18 protein-coding genes and 1 pseudogene are annotated in these 18,651 nt (G+C 46.7%); 14 read left to right on the top strand and 5 right to left on the bottom strand.

The annotated features are described in order from the left end of the window. A pseudogene (locus BM283_RS14095) lies at positions 1-214 on the bottom strand (transposase); the annotation flags it as partial. Between the two features lie 160 nt (positions 215-374). Beyond that, a complete protein-coding gene (locus tag BM283_RS14090) occupies positions 375-1,859 on the bottom strand; it encodes a high affinity choline transporter 1 (protein ID WP_090694200.1) in 1,485 nt (494 codons plus the stop codon). A gap of 315 nt (positions 1,860-2,174) precedes the next feature. On the opposite strand from BM283_RS14090, the gene BM283_RS14085 reads away from it, so the two are divergent. Continuing rightward, the gene (locus BM283_RS14085; protein ID WP_090694198.1) at positions 2,175-2,696 is read left to right on the top strand and encodes a carboxymuconolactone decarboxylase family protein; all 522 of its coding nucleotides are present in this window, start codon (positions 2,175-2,177) and stop codon (positions 2,694-2,696) included. Between the two features lie 362 nt (positions 2,697-3,058). Further along, on the top strand, positions 3,059-5,782 hold the full coding sequence (locus tag BM283_RS14080) for an AMP-binding protein (protein ID WP_175492157.1): 2,724 nt from the start codon (positions 3,059-3,061) through the stop codon (positions 5,780-5,782). A gap of 274 nt (positions 5,783-6,056) precedes the next feature. Here BM283_RS14080 and BM283_RS14075 read toward each other — a convergent pair whose 3' ends face one another. From BM283_RS14075 to BM283_RS14065, 3 genes are all read right to left on the bottom strand, one after another. Further along, entirely contained in the window at positions 6,057-6,410 is a 354-nt protein-coding gene (locus BM283_RS14075; protein ID WP_090694194.1) for a YdbL family probable chaperone protein, read from the bottom strand. 29 nt (positions 6,411-6,439) lie between these two features. Beyond that, on the bottom strand, positions 6,440-6,655 hold the full coding sequence (locus BM283_RS14070; protein WP_175492156.1) for a YnbE family lipoprotein: 216 nt from the start codon (positions 6,653-6,655) through the stop codon (positions 6,440-6,442). Between the two features lie 102 nt (positions 6,656-6,757). Next, a complete protein-coding gene (locus BM283_RS14065; RefSeq protein WP_090694192.1) occupies positions 6,758-9,535 on the bottom strand; it encodes an intermembrane phospholipid transport YdbH family protein in 2,778 nt (925 codons plus the stop codon). A 65-nt stretch (positions 9,536-9,600) separates the two neighbouring features. Here BM283_RS14065 and BM283_RS14060 point away from each other — a divergent pair, with 65 nt between their 5' ends. The 12 genes from BM283_RS14060 to BM283_RS14010 form a co-directional block, all read left to right on the top strand. Beyond that, positions 9,601-10,986, top strand: coding sequence for an OprO/OprP family phosphate-selective porin (locus tag BM283_RS14060; RefSeq protein WP_254776381.1), 1,386 nt, complete (start codon positions 9,601-9,603; stop codon positions 10,984-10,986). 153 nt (positions 10,987-11,139) lie between these two features. Then, entirely contained in the window at positions 11,140-11,268 is a 129-nt protein-coding gene (locus BM283_RS20660; protein WP_368086445.1) for a DnaJ domain-containing protein, read from the top strand. A 64-nt stretch (positions 11,269-11,332) separates the two neighbouring features. Further along, complete coding sequence (locus tag BM283_RS19565; protein WP_139225289.1) at positions 11,333-11,692, top strand: hypothetical protein; 360 nt, start codon at positions 11,333-11,335, stop codon at positions 11,690-11,692. Beyond that, positions 11,689-11,802 carry a hypothetical protein gene (locus BM283_RS20655; protein ID WP_368086443.1) on the top strand — a complete coding sequence of 38 codons (114 nt, stop codon included), beginning with the start codon at positions 11,689-11,691 and terminating at the stop codon, positions 11,800-11,802. Before BM283_RS19565 ends, BM283_RS20655 begins: the two co-directional genes overlap by 4 nt. Then, the gene (locus BM283_RS14045; protein ID WP_368086444.1) at positions 11,796-12,143 is read left to right on the top strand and encodes a DnaJ C-terminal domain-containing protein; all 348 of its coding nucleotides are present in this window, start codon (positions 11,796-11,798) and stop codon (positions 12,141-12,143) included. Before BM283_RS20655 ends, BM283_RS14045 begins: the two co-directional genes overlap by 7 nt. A 283-nt stretch (positions 12,144-12,426) precedes the next feature. After that, complete coding sequence (locus tag BM283_RS14040; protein WP_090694186.1) at positions 12,427-13,164, top strand: C39 family peptidase; 738 nt, start codon at positions 12,427-12,429, stop codon at positions 13,162-13,164. Then, positions 13,161-14,633 (top strand): RimK family protein, encoded by a 1,473-nt coding sequence (locus BM283_RS14035; RefSeq protein WP_090694184.1) that lies wholly within the window; start codon positions 13,161-13,163, stop codon positions 14,631-14,633. Before BM283_RS14040 ends, BM283_RS14035 begins: the two co-directional genes overlap by 4 nt. After that, entirely contained in the window at positions 14,627-15,868 is a 1,242-nt protein-coding gene (locus tag BM283_RS14030; RefSeq protein ID WP_254776380.1) for a carboxylate-amine ligase, read from the top strand. Before BM283_RS14035 ends, BM283_RS14030 begins: the two co-directional genes overlap by 7 nt. Before the next feature lie 470 nt (positions 15,869-16,338). Further along, a complete protein-coding gene (locus BM283_RS14025) occupies positions 16,339-16,599 on the top strand; it encodes a hypothetical protein (RefSeq protein WP_090694182.1) in 261 nt (86 codons plus the stop codon). A gap of 466 nt (positions 16,600-17,065) precedes the next feature. Continuing rightward, positions 17,066-17,791: a BON domain-containing protein gene (locus BM283_RS14020; RefSeq protein ID WP_090694204.1), complete on the top strand. Its 726-nt coding sequence runs from the start codon at positions 17,066-17,068 to the stop codon at positions 17,789-17,791. A 63-nt stretch (positions 17,792-17,854) separates the two neighbouring features. Continuing rightward, the gene (locus BM283_RS14015; RefSeq protein ID WP_090694180.1) at positions 17,855-18,037 is read left to right on the top strand and encodes a hypothetical protein; all 183 of its coding nucleotides are present in this window, start codon (positions 17,855-17,857) and stop codon (positions 18,035-18,037) included. A gap of 378 nt (positions 18,038-18,415) precedes the next feature. Beyond that, positions 18,416-18,651 (top strand): IS630 transposase-related protein (locus tag BM283_RS14010; RefSeq protein WP_090694202.1); only part of this gene is annotated, 236 nt, incomplete at its 3' end.

The following is an 18,651-nucleotide window of genomic DNA, read 5'->3' as shown; positions in this document are numbered from 1 at the left end:
CTAAATCATGGCGTAATGGCTGATGATCATTGAGGTCTTCATAACCACATGCCAATGCATAAACCCGTTGGCGCAATAGTGCCAACCTATCATGCTGGCAACTTGCCTGCCGACGAGTGTCTTCCAGTACTTGAGCAACCGCTTTACTCAGCCCAATGTGCTTATCCGCCTGCCGCAATAACATGACGCCACCATCTGATGTGATATCACCACCTTGCAAATTCACTTCAACAGTACGCTTCTTTACATCTGGAAATTTGAATGATTCCCGGGTACACTTTGTCACTGGCAATTCCTTTTCTTTATTCAGCATAGGTCACTGAATTATAAAGAATTATTATGGAATTGCCATCTCCCTTCGTGCAATATTCAGGCTAGCGTGGCGTTATATGATGGGTCTCCATAGCCGCATGATGCTGCAATTCGTGCAAAGATCGGCCAGGTGTTTTATGACCGACCCATTGTGGCAGCAGTGAACCGGCAATCATCCCTACTGCCGAAATACTAAGACCAACCAGCTGTGGAGGTATTAGACTTTCTTCACCGATCAGGATTTCAATCATGAGCCATGACAACAAGCCACCGAAAATTGCCGCTAACGCACCCTGAGTAGTGGCACGCTTCCAAAATATTCCGCTGAGTAATGGTACAAATGCGCCAGCAAGCGTGACCTTATAGGCACTTTCTACCATTTCGAAAATAGAGGAATCAGAATTTAATGCGAACGCGAGTACAATCCCTCCGAAACTCACCAACGTGGCTCGCATGACCCAAAGGAACTGGTGATCACCTATTTTCGGCCAAAAGCCCCGAATTACATTTTCAGCAAAAGTGACAGACGGAGCGAGTAAAGTGGCTGAGGAACAACTCATGATTGCGGAGATAACTGCACCAAAGAACAACACCTGGGCAGCCAATGGTGTGTGCTGTAATACCAGTGTCGGCAGTAACAATTGAGAATCCTCTGCTAACAATTTCGAGAATAGTATCGGGTCGATCAAAGTAGCAGAATAAGCAATGAACATTGGCACAAAGGCAAAACAGAAATAAATGGTAGCACCAATGACCGAGCCCCAAAGCGCGACAGTAGCGCTTTTTGCTGAGGTAATGCGTTGAAATACGTCTTGCTGCGGGATAGAACCGAGCATCATGGTGACCCAGGCGCCGAGAAAGGTAATCCATTTTAATGGATCCATTTCGGGGAAAAAATCAAGTTTACCTGCTAAGCTGGCATGATCAATAACTGCCATCGCACCACCGCTGACTTTGCCGCTGACAATCCAGGCAATAAAAAACAAGCCACTCATCGACACAAACATCTGCACGAAATCCAGGATTGCTACCGAGAACATACCACCGAAAGTCGTATAGGTGAGTACAATAACAGTACCAAGAATCATGCCTGTTTCCTGGCTTACCGTACCGTCGGTAACGACGTAAAAAATCAAACCGAGTGCCTTGATCTGTGCTGCCACCCAGCCTAAATAGGCTGCAACAATACAGAGTGAGGTAAGCACTTCGACTGGTCGGCTATAGCGCATACGGTAGAAGTCTCCCAGCGTGATGATATTGAGCCGGTAGAGATAGCGTGAAAAAAGAATACCAGCGATGACTAGACACATCGAGGAACCAAAGGGGTCGGCGGCTACGCCGGTCAAGCCATTTTCTACGAAAGTGGCCGGCACGCCAAATACAGCCTCAGCCCCAAACCAAGTAGCGAAAACTGTTGCGGTGACTACATACACGGGTAGTGAGCGTCCTGCAACAGCAAAGTCTTTTGCATTGTGCACTCGTGTGGCAGCATAGAGACCAATGCCCACAGAAATCATCAAGTAGAAAATAACGAACCACAGCAGCATGACCGCCTCAGCAAAAAATAATAAATTTAATATTTGATCAGAGCGGGATTATACTGATGGATATAAGGAAAATAAACGCTGATCTCTGTTACCAAGAACTGCAAGAAAAGCAAGTGCAATTCCTTTGCGCAATGGATAACTACAGCTGTGCATAGCACATACTATCCACCTAAGCACTTTATTTGTGTAAATAAAAGCTGGAAAGCTGATTTTGGATAGGAGCTTACATGCCGATTATTCCCCAAATGCATCAATTAGCGTTTACTTCTCTCTTAGCTTCTGTCATCTTATTAGAAACAAGTTATAGAGGAGAAAATGGCGAGAATCAATCTGGAAATTGAAAACATGAATGACTTGGAAGTCAGTGATATCTTCAGTGAACTGAGAGAAAAAGTGGGGCGAGTTCCTGCAGCTTATCGGGCATTTGCGCTACATCCTCATATTTTGCAGGCGAATTGGAATCGCACAAATAATATCCTGGGAAAAGGTAATCTACCCATAGAGGTAAAAGAAGCGATAGCAACACGAGTATCAAAAGTAAATGGTTGCGATTTTTGCTTAAACATACATAAAGAAAATCTTGTAAAGCTTGGATTTAACTCAGCCACTGTCGAGTCTATAGCGAATGGCGAATCAAGTGATCAGCGTCTTGATCTTGTACTTAAATTCGTGAGCACAGCAACAAAAGATCCTCATTATCTCAATGATTCTGATTTTAATGCATTAAAAAAATCGGGTTACTCAGAACGTAATATTTTAGAAATACTTACAGTGATGGAAATGTATACTGGTTATAACAAAATAATTGTTGCCCTTGATTTACAACCCGATGATTGAATCTATAGACGGTGACTGCCTGATCGGAAAACTGAAAGCCATCAACATTTAGCATCGACGACCTCGAATATGTTTTTCAACAACCTTTTCAGTATATAGAATTTAAAATCTGGTGGTACTGAGGCGTGCAGTACTACAAATTTTTACTCATTGTTGCCAGCTTTGATATTGAGTTTAAAAGTGCTGTCTGACATTAAGCAAAAACAGCAAAAACCGCTTGTGTGTCGGTATGCGAAAACGCTCGTGATATTTGAATGACAAAATGCTGCCTTGATAATGCCTGGTATCAGCAAGAAAAAGTGTTTTAAAAGTCGAGCAAAGCAAGTTCAATTAAAACTCTGTTGTTCATGGTGGAGACCTCAATGTCGAAACACATTCAGCAATCAGAAGTAGCCAAAATTGCGACACTCTGTACACTGCTCGATGTATGTGCGGAGCGTGAAGCCATCGCCATCTATTCACTCCAGAAGCAGGGGGTCCGAACCTGGACCTACCGAGAACTTTCCGCTAATGTCTTAGCGCTTGCGCGCAGATTATCAAAACTCGGGGTAAGAAAAGGCGATCGAATTGCCTTACTTGCATTTAATCGCTCAGAAACCATTGTGGCAGCACTTGCAATCCTAAAAGCAGGGGCGGTAGTCGTGCCGATCGATGCCCAGCTTGGCACACAGACACTCGAGTGTATGTTTACTGACAGCCAGGTGCGCATAGCCTTTGTGACTGAAGACCATCTGGCACGGTTCGAAGCCTTGGCCAGCACCCAGAGTTTGCAGCTTATTGTATACGATGGAGATGAGGCGAATTCGCGCCACTGGCGTCAATTGGCAATAGCTGACGAAGTGGTTCTGCCTGAAGTTACTCCCGCTGATGCAGCGGCCCTGTTTTATACTTCGGGTACCACTGGGCGACCCAAAGGCGTGCCGCTTACCCATGCTAATATTGCTTTTTCGCTGCATGGCCTATTCCAAACCCGCGTCACGCTGACGGACGACAGACTGCTGCTGCCGTTGCCCTTACACCATGTCTTTCCTTTCGTCTGCGGCATGCTGTTGCCACTTGCATTAGGACTAACGATTATATTACCCCATGCCTTGACAGGCCCGCAAATCGTGCGAGCCATGCAGCAAGGTCAGGCTACCGTTATGGTCGGCGTTCCTCGTCTTTATGACGCACTCTACAGTGCGATTGATGCGCGTATGCATGCCCAGGGCAAAGCTGTTTATTCCTTTTTTTATGGCATGCTTCAGGTGTCTCTGTACTTGCGTCGTGTATTTGGTTGGCGCGTGGGGCAATGGCTGTTCCGGCCGCTGCATCAGCGCTTTGCGCCCTCGTTACGGCTAACCGTTTGCGGCGGCGCCGCACTTAATCCCGAGCTTGCTTGGAAGCTCGAGGGATTAGGCTGGCAACTGATGATTGGTTACGGTATGACTGAGACAGCCCCTAACATTAGCTACGACCATCCCGATAGTCTTCGCATTGGTAGTGTCGGTAAACCGTTTCCGGGTGTGTACGTTCGCCTGATGCCGCTCGTTGAAATGAGTGCAAGAGATGAAGCATATGGTGAGGTGCAGGTACGCGGCCCCAATGTCTTCACTGGCTATCATCATCTGCCTGAAGAAACAGCCAAGGCATTTACTGCTGATGGCTGGTTCCGTACTGGCGATCTCGGCCGTTTCGATACAGAGGGCTACCTTTTCCTGCTTGGTCGGGCTTCGACGTTGATTGTGACGGAAGGCGGTGAGAATGTTCAACCGGAAGATGTCGAGGAGGTTTATCAACAACACCCAGTCATTCGCGAGTTGGGAATTCTGGCAGAGAAGGGGCGACTCGTTGCCGTCATTGTTCCAGAGATGCGTGAAGTTCGGCGTCGGAACAGCGATATCGAAAGCGCAGTACGCGAAGCGCTCATGTCAGCGGCGCATACCCTTCCCTCTTATCAGCGTATCTCGGACTATGGCATTACGCGTGATCCCTTGCCACGCACACGCCTGGGCAAGCTCCAACGGCATCGTTTGAAGGAGCGGTATTTAGACGTGAAAAGGTTCGTAGCAACCAGTGAGACAGCGAGTGGGCCTATGGCATTGGAAGAACTCATCGAACAGGATCGGGCGCTGTTCGATGATCCTGTTGCTCGCAGCGTGTGGGAATGGCTAACGACACGCTACGCACCCAGGCGACTGACACTCAATACCAGTCCACAACTCGATCTCGGTATTGATTCGATCGAATGGTTGAATGTGACGCTCGAAATCGGTGAGCGCACGGGTGTAGACTTGAGTGAAGAGGCTATCAGTCGTATTGATACGGTACGCGATCTGCTGCGAGAGGTGAGCGAGGCTTCTGTAACCCGATCGGCTGCGACGCTGATTGAGCAACCGGAAGAATTTCTATCGTCACAGCAAAAACACTGGTTGAGACTACACGGGCCGTTTTTATCAGTGGTGGCACGGGGACTTTATGCGCTTAACCGTCTGTTGATGCGAGTTTTTTTTCGTGTGCGAGCAGCAGGATTAGAACATGTACCTGCCGATAGCCAGTTCGTGCTGGTCAGCAACCATGTCAGTTTTCTTGATCCGTTTATGCTTGCTGCCGTACTCGATTATCGGCGCTTGCAACGTACTTACTGGGCTGGATTTACCGGTGCGGCGTTTCGCAATATTGTATTCCGCGCAGTGAGCAGAATCGCGCAGGTAGTGCCCATTGACCAGGAAAGCAAGGCCATTTCCAGTCTGGCTTTCGGTTCAGCCGTTCTGCGCAGAGGAAATAACCTGGTCTGGTTTCCCGAAGGCAGCCGATCGGTTACCGGGCAGTTACAACCCTTCCGGCCAGGAATTGGGATGATTCTCGCACGCTATCCGGTCGTGGTAGTGCCTGCTGCTATTATGGGTGCTTATGAGTCCCTTCCAGTAGGGGCGCTGTGGCCACATTTCCGGCCTATTACTGTAATTTTTGGGCCAATGCTCCAACTGCAAGCACTCGCATCAGATGGAAAAGAGCGAAGCGCAGAAGAACGCATCGTGCACGAGCTCGAAGATGCAGTGGCTAAATTGCTAGCAGAAGCTGAGCGAGAAAAAATACAGAGGTGAATGAAGGGCTCCTCTAAAAATTCAGAGTTTCCAGAGTTCTAAACAAGATAAGATGAGAACAAAAAATGTTGACACAGCCTATCACTGATAGGTAAGGAAACATTTTTAGTGAACAACGAAATATGATGACGAGACGGGGTAAGCAGGCAATCGGCGAAACGGATGCTCGCAAATATGAATTTTTAGAGATGCCCTGAATGGTATCGGTATCTTTACACGTGTATTTACCCTGACAAGCTCAAAATTGATCAATATTTATTTGCTATTATCCTGATTATTTCCGTACCCATTGACCATTCTCTTTTTGGAACCAAGTGCCAGCAGGGAGTTTCTTAAATATTTCGATAGCATAAACTTTACCGACCTGATCAACACCCACTCGCTGGGCAGTAGCCTTTTCCTGATAAATTGCTCTACGTTGAGTATTAATGGCTTTAGCCTCAGCTTGAGCGTGGGGGGTCCTGGCAATGACATATCCGCTATAACTTTCACCGATTGCTCCTGAGGCACGTAACTGTTCCAGATTATCGGCTCGGGCAGGTGTTCCATAAAGCAATAAGGTCAAAAGGATAGCACTAAAGATTTCCAGTAAAGGTTTTGTTTTTAAAATGCATGGAATATGGAGCATGATATTTTCCTTATCGATTTCATTTGGCACTAGAAGACATTTGGATTGGCTTGAATGTCTTTTTTCGCTTCTTCTTCAAGCTGTACGCGTATATCGGCATCCAGCTTGACATTAAGATTAATAGTGATAGGTTCTTGTGGTGCTTTGACTTTGACTGTGGGGGTGCAGGCGGTGATTAACAAACAGCAAAGTATCAACAATCCCATGCTAGAGAGGATATTTCTTATTTGATAAGTTTTGTACATGATTGCATTTCCTTTACTGGTTGATCGTTAGAGCCGGATTTTGCCACGATCGTATAATAATCATAATAAACCTATACTATATACAATTTATTTGAGAAGTCATTAATCTAGCCTGAACAGATCGCGCAGTATTTCGTTGGATAACTTGTAGCCCTGATTAATGGCCTCTAGAATTTCACCAATATTACTTTCAAGATTAATATTCAAACGAAACATCCGTCCCTTTTTAACATTGGGATTATTTCCCAGCAGAGAGAGGGTGGCTTTCAGGTCATGAGCAGCGGATTTGTTCAGCTTTAATGACAATTCGGTATAGTGAAAGTCCTGCAGCACTTGAAGCAATAGCTGCATTTCTTTGCCTGTGCTTGCCAGCATTTGTGCGGCTTTTTCAGATTGGAATTGCAGCATGCCGGGTATGTCTGCCTCAAGGTGACTGTCGTGGATGATGATATGATCACCTTCGAACGTGATGGGAATACTGCCATCGAGACGACCGTTACCTGCTAATCCTTCTACTTTAATCAGGTCAAAAAGAGCCGCGAGTTCGATATTATTTACGAGTATTAAGATATCATTGCGAATAGAAGTTGGATCGATGAGAGTGGGTCCTAAAGACACGATGCCGCCAAGCAAGAAAAGGTTTGCTTTTTCGAGAATAATTCGAGGCGGTGAAGCTTTAATTTGATAAGAAACCACCAAATTTTCCATGGGAATACCCGCATCAACCTGTCGAATAGTCAGGCTTTGCTGGGGTGGGCTGCGTGGCGACAATAAGTCAACCAAATCCAGTGTGGCATTCATCCCGCTGATTTTGGCAGCCTGATGGATAAACGATACATTGTTTAAATCCAGTATGCCGCTGCTGCGCATGCCCTTCTTGGACCACTTGAATTTAACACTAGCGCTGACCATGCCACTTACATCCTCAAGCTGGGCAAGAGCGGGAAAAAGTGTTTTAGGTTGCAGGCCATCATTCGCAAAAGTTAACGGGGCAATCATTATCTTCAGCATGCCTTCCCTGCCATCGATTGCCTGCTCTCCTATGATTCTCAAATAACGTGTGTCGGGTATTCCACCGACAGCATCAATCGTATATGCCTTGGGTTGCCCATGAACAGACTTGCTTGTAATCTTGCCAGAAAGGGAGAATGGGGCGAAGTAGGGTGTAACTGCTTGATGAGATAGCTGACCAATCGTGAAGTCAGCGACCTTGTCATTCTCAGTCGTACCGAATTTCAGCATTGCAGCTATCTCATTCAGTCGGATCTGTGAGGGTAGTAGAGTCAGACTTGCATGATGTATCGTACCGAGACCTTGATATTTTTCGCCTGAGCCAAGCTTCCCGCTCAAGGATATTTTGCCTGGGAAAATTTGTGCCTCTACTGCTGCCGCCTGTTTCTGTTTAACCAGTAATGTAATGGGACGAGGCCGTACTACGAGGTGGTGATTAAGTATCGCCCCGCGCGAATTTTTTACCAGCTCGATATCCATCTTCTGGATAGACAGGTCTAACGAGCTCTTGAGATTGAAAGCATCCATCGGGTCAATTTTTTTAATGGTGACCTGCCCCGGTTTTTGTAGTCCCATTTGCCAAGTGTCCTGCTCGAAACGAATCTGCAGCGGCAAAACAGCAGAGGTAGCACGGGCCACTATCGGCCCGATAACGAGCCGGTCTGTTTCGGCATGCAGCTCGAGTTTGCCTGAACCCTTGGTTAACGCAGCATCTAGCCTGAGCAGGCCATGTAGATTTGATAATTTTTGCGCATAGCTGAGGTTTTGCAGTTCAAGCCGGGCTTGACCAGCCAGTGTAAGCCGCTGCAGCCAGCCCAGACTATTCAAGTCATGCAACGCATTATGGTAGAGTTCTTGAAAAGGAGGAGTCTGTCCTGTGACTTTCATTTGTAATGTGATCATTCCGCTATCTGGCTGTGCCAGACCAAGTAATTGCCAAGGATAATAGTTGACTGTATCGCTTGCGTTTAAAACCAGTTCAATGTCAGGTGTACTATCGTAATGACGCACCGTGGCATCAAGATGTGCTATGAGGGAGTCACTGGACGCCATGAGCTTTCCGGTTAGGTGGGCGTTATTTTCATCCATTTGCAAGTTGAATCTGGCTTGCTCAAAAACTTTTTCTTTCTGTTCGCTATTGGGTAGATGAATATCGGATAGCACGAATTCAGCTTGGATGTGTGGTGGCCGCATTGCTGAGAATACGAAAGCAGCCTGGCCAGAGAAGTCAAAAATTTCTAGCTGAGGCAAATTCAGTTTCCCTTCTGAGACAGTGATCTTGCCTTGGAGATGTCCCTGAGTATCCCTAGCGATAGCAAGTGAGCTTTTTCCTTGCACGAATGAATCTTTAATTTCAGCATCGAGATGGACAGTTTGAATGCCTGAATCAGCTTGAACAACGTTACCTTCCAGCGTAATGACAAAGTGACCCTGTGCCGAGCACAGATGAATAATTGAATCCCGTAAGGAGATAGCCGGTAGCCAAATCGCACCGGGATCTTCTCCAGTCGATGGCATGGCAGATTGAAGCGAACCCCAAAGAGGTTGCTCACTGCTCAAATCAAACGCCGCTTGCAGACCGCTTATTTCAATTGAGCCTACCGTACCTGCCAGCAGGTCGCGCAAACGCCAGGTGATATGGATTTTGCTGATTTGCAGCTCATTGTCCCTGCCGATCGACAGATTACGTAAAAGCAGGCTATTGAACGAAACATCCGTAACCGCAAGGGAATGAAGTAGGATACCCTGTTTACGTAGCTGATCGCTGATGAATGACGCTAGCAGAGGAAGAGAAACTACGTAGAAGCTAAACACGGTTATACTGAGGCCGGCAATGATGAGTAAGCAGGTAGCTAGACGTTTGTTCATCTTACAAATGGAGATTATTTGCAATTGTTAATAAAGCTATTGTAGCAACTGGCCGGAGCGTCTCAGTGGTAGTTTCTGCGAAAATACAGAGAAGAGCAGAACGAATAAAGCAAATCATGGCGTTATGGTCGCGATTATTCCTGAAAAACTCAATCAGTATGAAGCGTGTTATTCCGTTTTTTATCGTCATTGTATTGATCATTTTAAGCATGGCTCCTTGTTATGCGGTTAATGTGACCTTTAAAGGAGGCCCGAGAATCAAGAGTGATGAGGGTAATTTTGAGATAGGACTCAACGGCCGCGCGCATCTGGATGTCCATTCATTTTATCCAGACCAAGCTGATCCCGATTACCCTGCATTCGGTAGTCAACTTCTCAGCAGTCATGATCGCGATGGGTTTAATTGGCGCCGTACTTACGCCACGCTCACAGGTAGAATCTACAGTTTAAATTTCAAATTTGAAAATGACTTTGCTGTTAATGCTAATAGCGCTTTCCCGCATAGCCTGCGTGAAGCGTGGCTTTCAACTAAACTGGGCCCAGGCCAGATTACACTGGGTCAATTCAAACCTTATCGTGGTATGGAAGAGTTAACCAGCTCCAATGAAATTACTCTGATGGAACGTCCATCCACTTCCTCTACCGGAATATATAGCGGACGACAATTTTTAACCGGCATCGGTTACAAAGCAATGCTCAGGGACAATATTGGCTTCGGTATCGATGTCATGAGTCTTTCCCATTTTGGTTTGCCTATTGAAGGGATAACTTATGGTGGTCGCATGGTGTGGTTGCCGTTGGATAAAGAAGACAACATTCTTCATCTTGGATTCTCTCTCAGCAGAGATACGGCCAATAAAGATTCGTTACCTGCCAAGATAGTGGATATCTATGGCGGACGTGAGGGAATAAGCCAATCTTTAGGAGTGGCAGGGGCAAGTCCAAGTGCCCCGAATAGCAACAGTCAATCGACTTTCTCTGCCGAAGCAGCGTATGCTTTCAAGGCGTTAACGCTACAAGGCGAATATGCGATAGCGCATCTTGATAATACCCATCAACTAAATGGAAATACAAAAGATTCCACGATCCATGCCTTCTATATCCAGGCAAGCTGGTTTGTGACGGGAGAGAATGCAGTTTATAAGAAGGATCGGAATACTTTTGGCAAACCGAAACCGATCCGGAAATGGGGCGCACTGGAACTTGCCGCCCGCTACGATCTCGCTGAGAACGTCATTCAAAGCCTTGATGCGGATCCCTGCAAGACAGGGACTTCGAAATGCCAGGTTCAAGTCATCACGCTGGGGATTAATTGGTATCCTTATCAAAATATCCGTTTTATGCTGAATTATTACCTGACTGAAGCTAATATCGGTCATACAGGTTCTGAAACACTAACGCGCAAAGATAATCCATCAGCGCTTTCTTTCCGTACTCAGTTGAGTTTCTAATCAAAAATTTACAAAACTTGCTGCTAACCAAAGAAAAGTTGAAGAAATACTTTCAATGAATAGAATGAGTTTTAAATGAGCTTTAAATGAGTTTTTAACGATAACCAAAGCCTGGGAAAGCATTATTTCTGATCAGCGTGATTATTATGAGGTATTGAGTGTTCCGCCAAGAATGCCGATCAAAAGGCCATCAAGGATACTTTTCGTACCCTTGCGCTGAAGTATCATCCAGATCGTAATAAAGAACCTGAGGCTGAGGAGCGTTTTCAAGGAAATTGCTGAGGCTTATGCGATTCTCTCTGATCCGCACAAGCGGGCAGAATAGGATGCACGTGGATTTGCCGGGGTGGCAGGAACCAGCCGTGAGGATTTGTTCAGCGATATCAATTTTGAGGATATTTTAGTGGACTCAATTTTGATTTCGGCATGGGTAATCTGTTTAATAGCTTTTTTCGTCAAGGTAGGGAAGGGAGCAAATGAGCAAGACCGATTCATGGCGGCAAATATCGAGGTAGAACTTTATGTCACGCTGGAACGGATAGCAGCAGGTGGGGAAGAAGTTATGCATGTGCTGCATCCTGTGGCTTGTCCTGGCTGTCATGGTACAGGCGGTGAAGGAGGGGTTGCGCCGCAAAAAAATGTGAAACATAGGGTGGCACTGGACGCATCACACATAGTCGTCGTGAGAAAAAAGAACACCTGTTGATTCAGCAGATTATTCCCTGCTCTGTTTGCCATGGACGTGGAAGCATCATCGACCATCCTTGCCGGGAATGTAATGGCAGCGGTGAGGTCGAACAAGAGGAAGTATTGTAATAAAAATTCCGGTGGGGATTGAGGAAGGTATGGCGTTGCGCATTCCTGGTAAAAGCATGCCCAGCCCATCGCCGGATGGTGTGCCTGTTGATCTGTATGTGGTGGTCTTGGCATGGCAAGATGCGCGCTTTGAGCGAGCAGGCGCTGATTTGTGGCACTCGGTATCGCTACCGCTTACTGATGCTGTGCTGGGAACCCGACTCAATGTGCACACATTGCACGGCTCGATCGACGTGACCGTGCCTGCAGGCATACAGCCTGATGCGGTCCTACGTCTGAAAGGGAAAGGATTGCCCGCATTTAGAAGCAAGCGGACGGGCGATCTCTATTTGCGGATTTGAGTAAATGTGCCGGAGTATCTCTCTCGGGAGGAGCAGGAATTATAAGAGCAATTACGTGTGATTAATCGCAAAGTGCATGAAAAAGAACCTGAATAAATACTTCCATTTCCAACTCAAACATGATGCGCAGGCGAACCGCAGGCAGGATCAATCATACAGCAAGGTGAAGCTGACAAAGTCAGTTTTGATTTAGAAATGGAAGAATAATATGCTACTGTAGCTTCTGACCAGGTTTTCCTTAACATGATGAATATATTATCCATGCTTTAGGAGGCGGATGAGAATGGCTGCCAAGCTGAGACCCATACATCATTTACCTGTCAAAATACTGTCCCAGCTGGATGAGACGACCTGTGGCCCGACTTGCTTGCATGCTGTTTATGACTACTGGGGCAGGAACGAGTCGCTGGAAGATCTCATTGCCCGCATCCGCAAAGTGGAAAGCGGCAGGGGCACATTTGATGTTTTTCTGGCTTGCGATGCTTTACGCAATGGTTTTCAGGCCACTATCTATACCTACAATCTGAAGGTATTCGATCCAACCTGGTTTGTGACGGGGGTGGATATTGCTGAGCGATTGCGCCAGCAGCGCGAGGCCAAGATGGATCACAGGTTGCGTTACGTTACGGAAGGCTATCTGGAATTCCTGAGTCTGGGTGGGCGACTACGCCTGGCCGATCTTTCTTATGCATTGATTCATGGTCTTTTGCGCCGTGGTCTCCCGATTCTGACTGGATTGAGTGCGACGTTTTTGTATCGTGCCGCGCGCGAGCATGGGCCGGATGATATACCGGATGATATACGCGGTTTGCCCGCGGGCCATTTCGTGGTTATTGCAGGTTATAATCGCACCAGGCGTATGCTGTTAGTAGCTGATCCTTATGGGCCGACCCAGGAATACTGGAGTAGTATTGACCGGGTGATCGGAGCGATTTTGTTGGGAATTGTGACGTATGATTCCAATTTGTTAGTCATCCATCCTCCACGAACACTCGAACAACTAATGACTGAGCTATCATGAGCAACCTCATTGTTGTCAGTAATCCTCATGATTGGCCACTGAATATTCCTGACATAACAGTGGTGCCTGCCAGAGTGTATTTGACTGACCCGGCCTATGGCAGCCAGCTCAGAGTGCGTGTCTTCAATCTATGTAAATCCTATCGCTACCAAAGCCTAGGCTATTATGTTTCACTACTGGCTGAAGCTCGCGGGCATAAGCCTTTTCCCCGGGTCAATGTTATCGAGGATCTGCTATCCCCAGGTTTAGTGCGATTGATTACTGAAAATCTGGATAAACAGATACAAAAATCACTGGCCTTGATCAAATCAGATCAATTCGAGCTTAGTATTTATTTTGGCCGTAATGTGGCTAAACATTACGATCAGCTCAGCCGTCAGTTGTTTAATTTATTACCGGCGCCATTGCTGCGCGCTTATTTCGATCGCCAGGGAGACCAGTGGCACATTCGCAACATCAAAGCTATCGCTGCAAGCGATATTCCGTTGCAACACCAGGGCTTTGTCATACAGGCTGCCACAGATTATTTTTCGGGGCGCAAACCATCGATACAGAAGCAAATAGTACCTCGTTATGATTTAGCGATTCTGCGTGACCCAAACGATCCTGAGCCGCCTTCCAATGCCAAAGCAATGAGACAGTTCGAGAAGGCAGCAGAAAGTCTTGGCATGCATGTCGAATTTATTACGCGTACTGATTTTGGCCGATTACCTGAATTTGATGCGCTGTTTATTCGTGATACCACCTATGTCAATCATTACACTTATCGCTTCTCGCGGCGGGCTGCTGCGGAAGGTTTGGTGGTAATTGATGACCCCAATTCCATTCTCAAGTGCAACAACAAAGTATATCTAGCCGAATTAATGGAGCGGCACCGCATTCCCGTACCTAAAACTTTACTGGTACATCGGGACAATGTCGAACAGGTCATTCCTGCGCTCACCTTGCCGTGTGTGCTCAAGCAGCCGGATAGCTCATTTTCGCTGGGCGTAGCTAAAGTCACGACAGAAGAAGAGTTGCGTCATAAAGTAGATGAATTGCTGGACAAATCGGAGCTGATCGTTGCCCAGCAATATCTACCAACCGAATTCGACTGGCGAGTTGCGATACTGGATCGCCGCCCCTTATTCGTCTGCAAATATTACATGGCGCCGGGGCACTGGCAGATTGTCAAACATGGCGAACATAAACGGGATTACGTCGAAGGAGTCACGCAAGCTGTCTCATTGGAAGAAGCTCCGCCCAAGGTAGTGAAAATGGCACTCAAGGCCGCCAATCTGGTCGGTGATGGTCTGTATGGAGTAGATATCAAGGAGGTCGGCAAGCGCTGTTATGTTATTGAAATCAATGACAACCCTAACGTCGATGCTGGCAATGAGGATGCTATTCTCCAGGACGTCTTGTATCAACAGATTATGACGGTATTCTTGCATCGGTTAGATCGGCGTAAGCAGGCAGGGGGATGGTGAAGGCTATGTTGCCCGCTTTCTCAGGTTACGGCATTGAGTTGGAATACATGATTGTTGAGCGCGAAAGCCTTTCCGTTCTGCCGATTGCAGATGAAGTGCTGCATAAACTTTCGGGCAAATATGTTTCTGAAGTCGAGTGCGGCCGGCTGGCCTGGTCCAATGAGCTCGTTCTGCATCTGCTTGAACTCAAGAATGCTGAACCTGAGCCGGATATTGAATCTCTTGCCGTATTGTTTCAGAAAGAAATTCAGCACATCAATAGTGAGCTTGAGTTAATGGGCGCTAGATTGATGCCTTCTGCCATGCATCCCTGGATGAATCCTCGAAACGAGACACGATTATGGCCGCATGATCACGCAGAAATCTATCGTGCTTATGATGATATTTTTGATTGCAAACGCCATGGCTGGGCCAACCTGCAGAGCATGCACTTCAATATGCCCTTTGCTGACGATGCTGAATTCGCCCGCTTGCATGCAGCTATCAGACTGCTGTTACCCGTTTTGCCTGCACTGGCAGCCAGCTCACCGATTGTTGCAGGATATCAAGCCGGTTTTCTGGATTGCCGCCTGCAAAATTACCTGACACATCAAATTAAAATCCCTTCCACCATGGGCAAAGTGATACCAGACACGATCACGACTCGCGCTGCTTATGAAAAGCAGATTCTAGCACCGATGTATCAAGAGATCACTACGCTCGACCCGGAAGGCATCTTGCAACATGAATGGTTCAATGTACGCGGCGCAGTAGCCCGTTTTGTGCGCAATGCCATCGAAATCAGGTTGATCGATATACAGGAATGCCCGTATGCCGATCTGGCTATCGCTGCAGTGGTGCGTGATATCGTGCATGCATTGTATCACCAGCACACCGCACCATTCGCTAATCAGCAGGCGATCAGTACCGATTCTCTGGTCAAGATCCTAAACGACTGCATACGAGATGCCGAGCAAGCGAGGATTACTGACCAGGAATATCTGAGATTGATGGGTTGCTCTGCACCACACTGTGAAGCACGGGAGCTGTGGCAGCATTTAATTGCCTCAGTGCTGTCAGAGCAGAGCGTACAACCCTGGCGGCAGGCGTTAACCGTCATTCTGGAACAAGGCACACTGGCGCGTCGTATTTTGCGTGCTGTTGATCAGGATTTTAGTCAGGCGCGACTAAGAATTGTTTACAGAGAACTGTGTGACTGCTTGCATGAAGGGCGGCTGTTTCTTGGAATAAATTAAAGCCAAAGCAGAAAGAAGGTAATGTGATTTATTCCATTTCCAAATCAAACATGACGCGAAGGCGAGCCACAGACAGTATCACTCATACGGCAAGGTGAGGCCGACAAAGTCAGTTTTGATTTAGAAATGGAATTAGACGGCTTACTTTATCATTAATCATCAATCATATCTCAAGCCAATTGCATAACCTGTTCCTTATAGCACTGTTTAGCCCTGATTCAAGATTACCCAGCAGCTTGTGGCGCTTAAGCTTAATTTTCTTAGCAAACTCATCTTGTTTGTCAACTACCTCAATTTTTCTTATTCCTTTTTTAAAGATTTTCTTTAGTCATTTTTAAAGATCTTCTTTATAGCAAATTAAGGCATGTGCTTATATTTATTGCATGAAATGCCATATACGATTACTACTCAGATAGGGGGTTATGTAAAACATTTTGATGAGACTGGGAATAGTTTCTAAGGAGAAAAAAATGAATCTATTCAATAAAAAAACTATACTCGTAAGCATTCTTCTTGCGTTTGGTGCCTCCGGACATGTATGGGCAAGTCCAATAAATACTTCAGCGAGTGGAACGAGTTCTACTAAGGTTGCTACCATTACCGACAGTATTCATAGTAACACTCAAGTAAATCAACTGGATCAAACCAGTAAACAAACACAACCACGGCAACAAGTCAAACAGAAGAAAAACAAAAAATTTCAACGAACGGTCTACCCTATGTTCCCGTAGGTCAAGTACTACCCAAATCCGAGGAGTCATCAAGACTTCTTGAAAGATAAGAGGGATACCTATTAGTTGGTCCATTAGTTGGTCGATGTTACGCGCAAGATGTAACTTTTTCTGCCGTTTTTTGACGGCAATTTTTTTATTTTGTAGATCTGGTGTGTAGAGCCGGTCGAATCTATTTTCTCACTATTGGCTACGACCAGATCGTGCCAGCTACTTATTTGAATTAAGCGATAGAGGCAATCCTGTAATTCGGCGCAATTGCTTAAATGCTTGATCATCTCAGCTTATTCACTGGGACGCCGTCTAGAACAAAAACGTTAAATCGAATAATTTTTGCTGCCAATTGTGCACAAATTTTTGAATTTTATTTTGGTCACTTATCAAAATATTGATGCTTCCCTTTCATTTATATGAAAAAGAGCGTTTATTTTTTCCTTATACCGGATTAAGTGACAGGGAGATCGAAATGAACGAAACCGAAGCCATGATGAAGCATATCCAGCAGGCTCTTGAAAATGAGCCGCGCATCAATCCGCATCGTTATCCGGTGAAGGTAAGCGTGGTGCAAGACTCGGTGGTGATGGAGGGAGAGGTCGCGGACATCGCCGCCAAGAAGCTCGCTCTCGAAGCAGCCAGCGCAATCGTAGGCACGCGCGGAGTCGTCGACCGGTTACGTGTCGTATCCTCCGAGCGGCGCGGTGACGGCGCAATCCGCAACTCCTTCGCCAACTTCCTGCTCAACACGAACGAGTTACGCAACTGCACCATTCGTGCCATGAGTAGCAGTAAGCTTGAGACGCTACGCGAGGCACCGCCCGAAGGCGGCGGATTAATCGACTTTGAAGTTAAGGATGGGATCATTACGCTCGACGGTACAGTGATCAGCCTTTCGCACAAACGCATTGCCGAAGTACTTGCCTGGTGGACGCCCGGCTGCTGCAACGTCGTCAACTCGCTTGACGTCGCGCCATCGGAGGAGGATACCGACTACGAAGTTATTGATGCCGTGCGCCTGGTGCTCGAGATGGATCCGTTCGTGCAGCCCGAACAGATCGACGTCAAGTGCAGTAACTATGTGGTGACGCTGCAAGGCTACGTGCGCACTGCTGACGAGCGCCGCCGCGCCGAGCTTGACGCCTGGTACGTGTTCGCCGTTACACGTGTAGTGAACAATCTCGAATTGCTCAGCTAGATTTCAGCGGATCACAGCGGCGTGTTCACTGGCGGACGACCCATGCCCTTATAAGAATACCTCATGCGGGGTGCTAAATCCGGGTATGCTGCGTGGTTGGTGACCAAGACGATTGACTGCCCACTGCACTTGTTCTTCGGAAACATCAGTCAATTTCATATTATTGCTTTCTCAATCACTTATACGCGCGCTTTGCTCAACCATTCCGGGCGGGTCATTGATGCTGATCCGGTAGGTGGCGAATGATACCACGCTGTTCTTGCCAACTTGCTTAGTTTACTTGTGTCGCAGGTTTCTGACAGCGCATAGGCTGCCACCAGTTACACCCTACCAGTTTGTCTGCATAGAGGTACTGAAAGTGAGCTTTATAGCTTATGAACAATTTACCTTCCATTTAAGTCGGGCTGATACCTACCTGTTCGGGATACGTATCTTGCCGAACTACTCTTTCTTCGCGCGAAATCGTAGATTTATTCACGCTAGCTTCTCACTATCTCTTCTTGCTTAAAACCTTTGTCTTCCGTAACTCGCAAATCTGATAGCGTGCACTCGGGTGAACTGCTGATAATGCTTCATCTGTGCTCTTCTATAGCATGTCTCCTATAAATTGATTATAATTTACAGATGACCTATCCGATATCATTTCGCCGTAAAGTATTATCCGTTCGGGAGAAGGAGAACCTCTCAATCGCGCAAGTGGCCAAGCGTTTTGGTGTAGGGGTAGCCAGCGTGATGCGTTGGATCAAAACTCCCGATCCCAAGACTACCCGCAACAAACCTGCCACCAAGATCAACATGGAAATGTTGGCGCAGGACATCAAGAATTATCCGGACGCGTATCAGTACGAGCGCGCCAAACG

It is taken from the genome of Nitrosomonas sp. Nm34, from assembly GCF_900113925.1.
In the GTDB taxonomy this organism is placed as follows: Bacteria; Pseudomonadota; Gammaproteobacteria; order Burkholderiales; family Nitrosomonadaceae; genus Nitrosomonas.
Note: the sequence above shows the minus strand (reverse complement) of the source record. Positions and strands in the feature narration are given on the sequence as shown.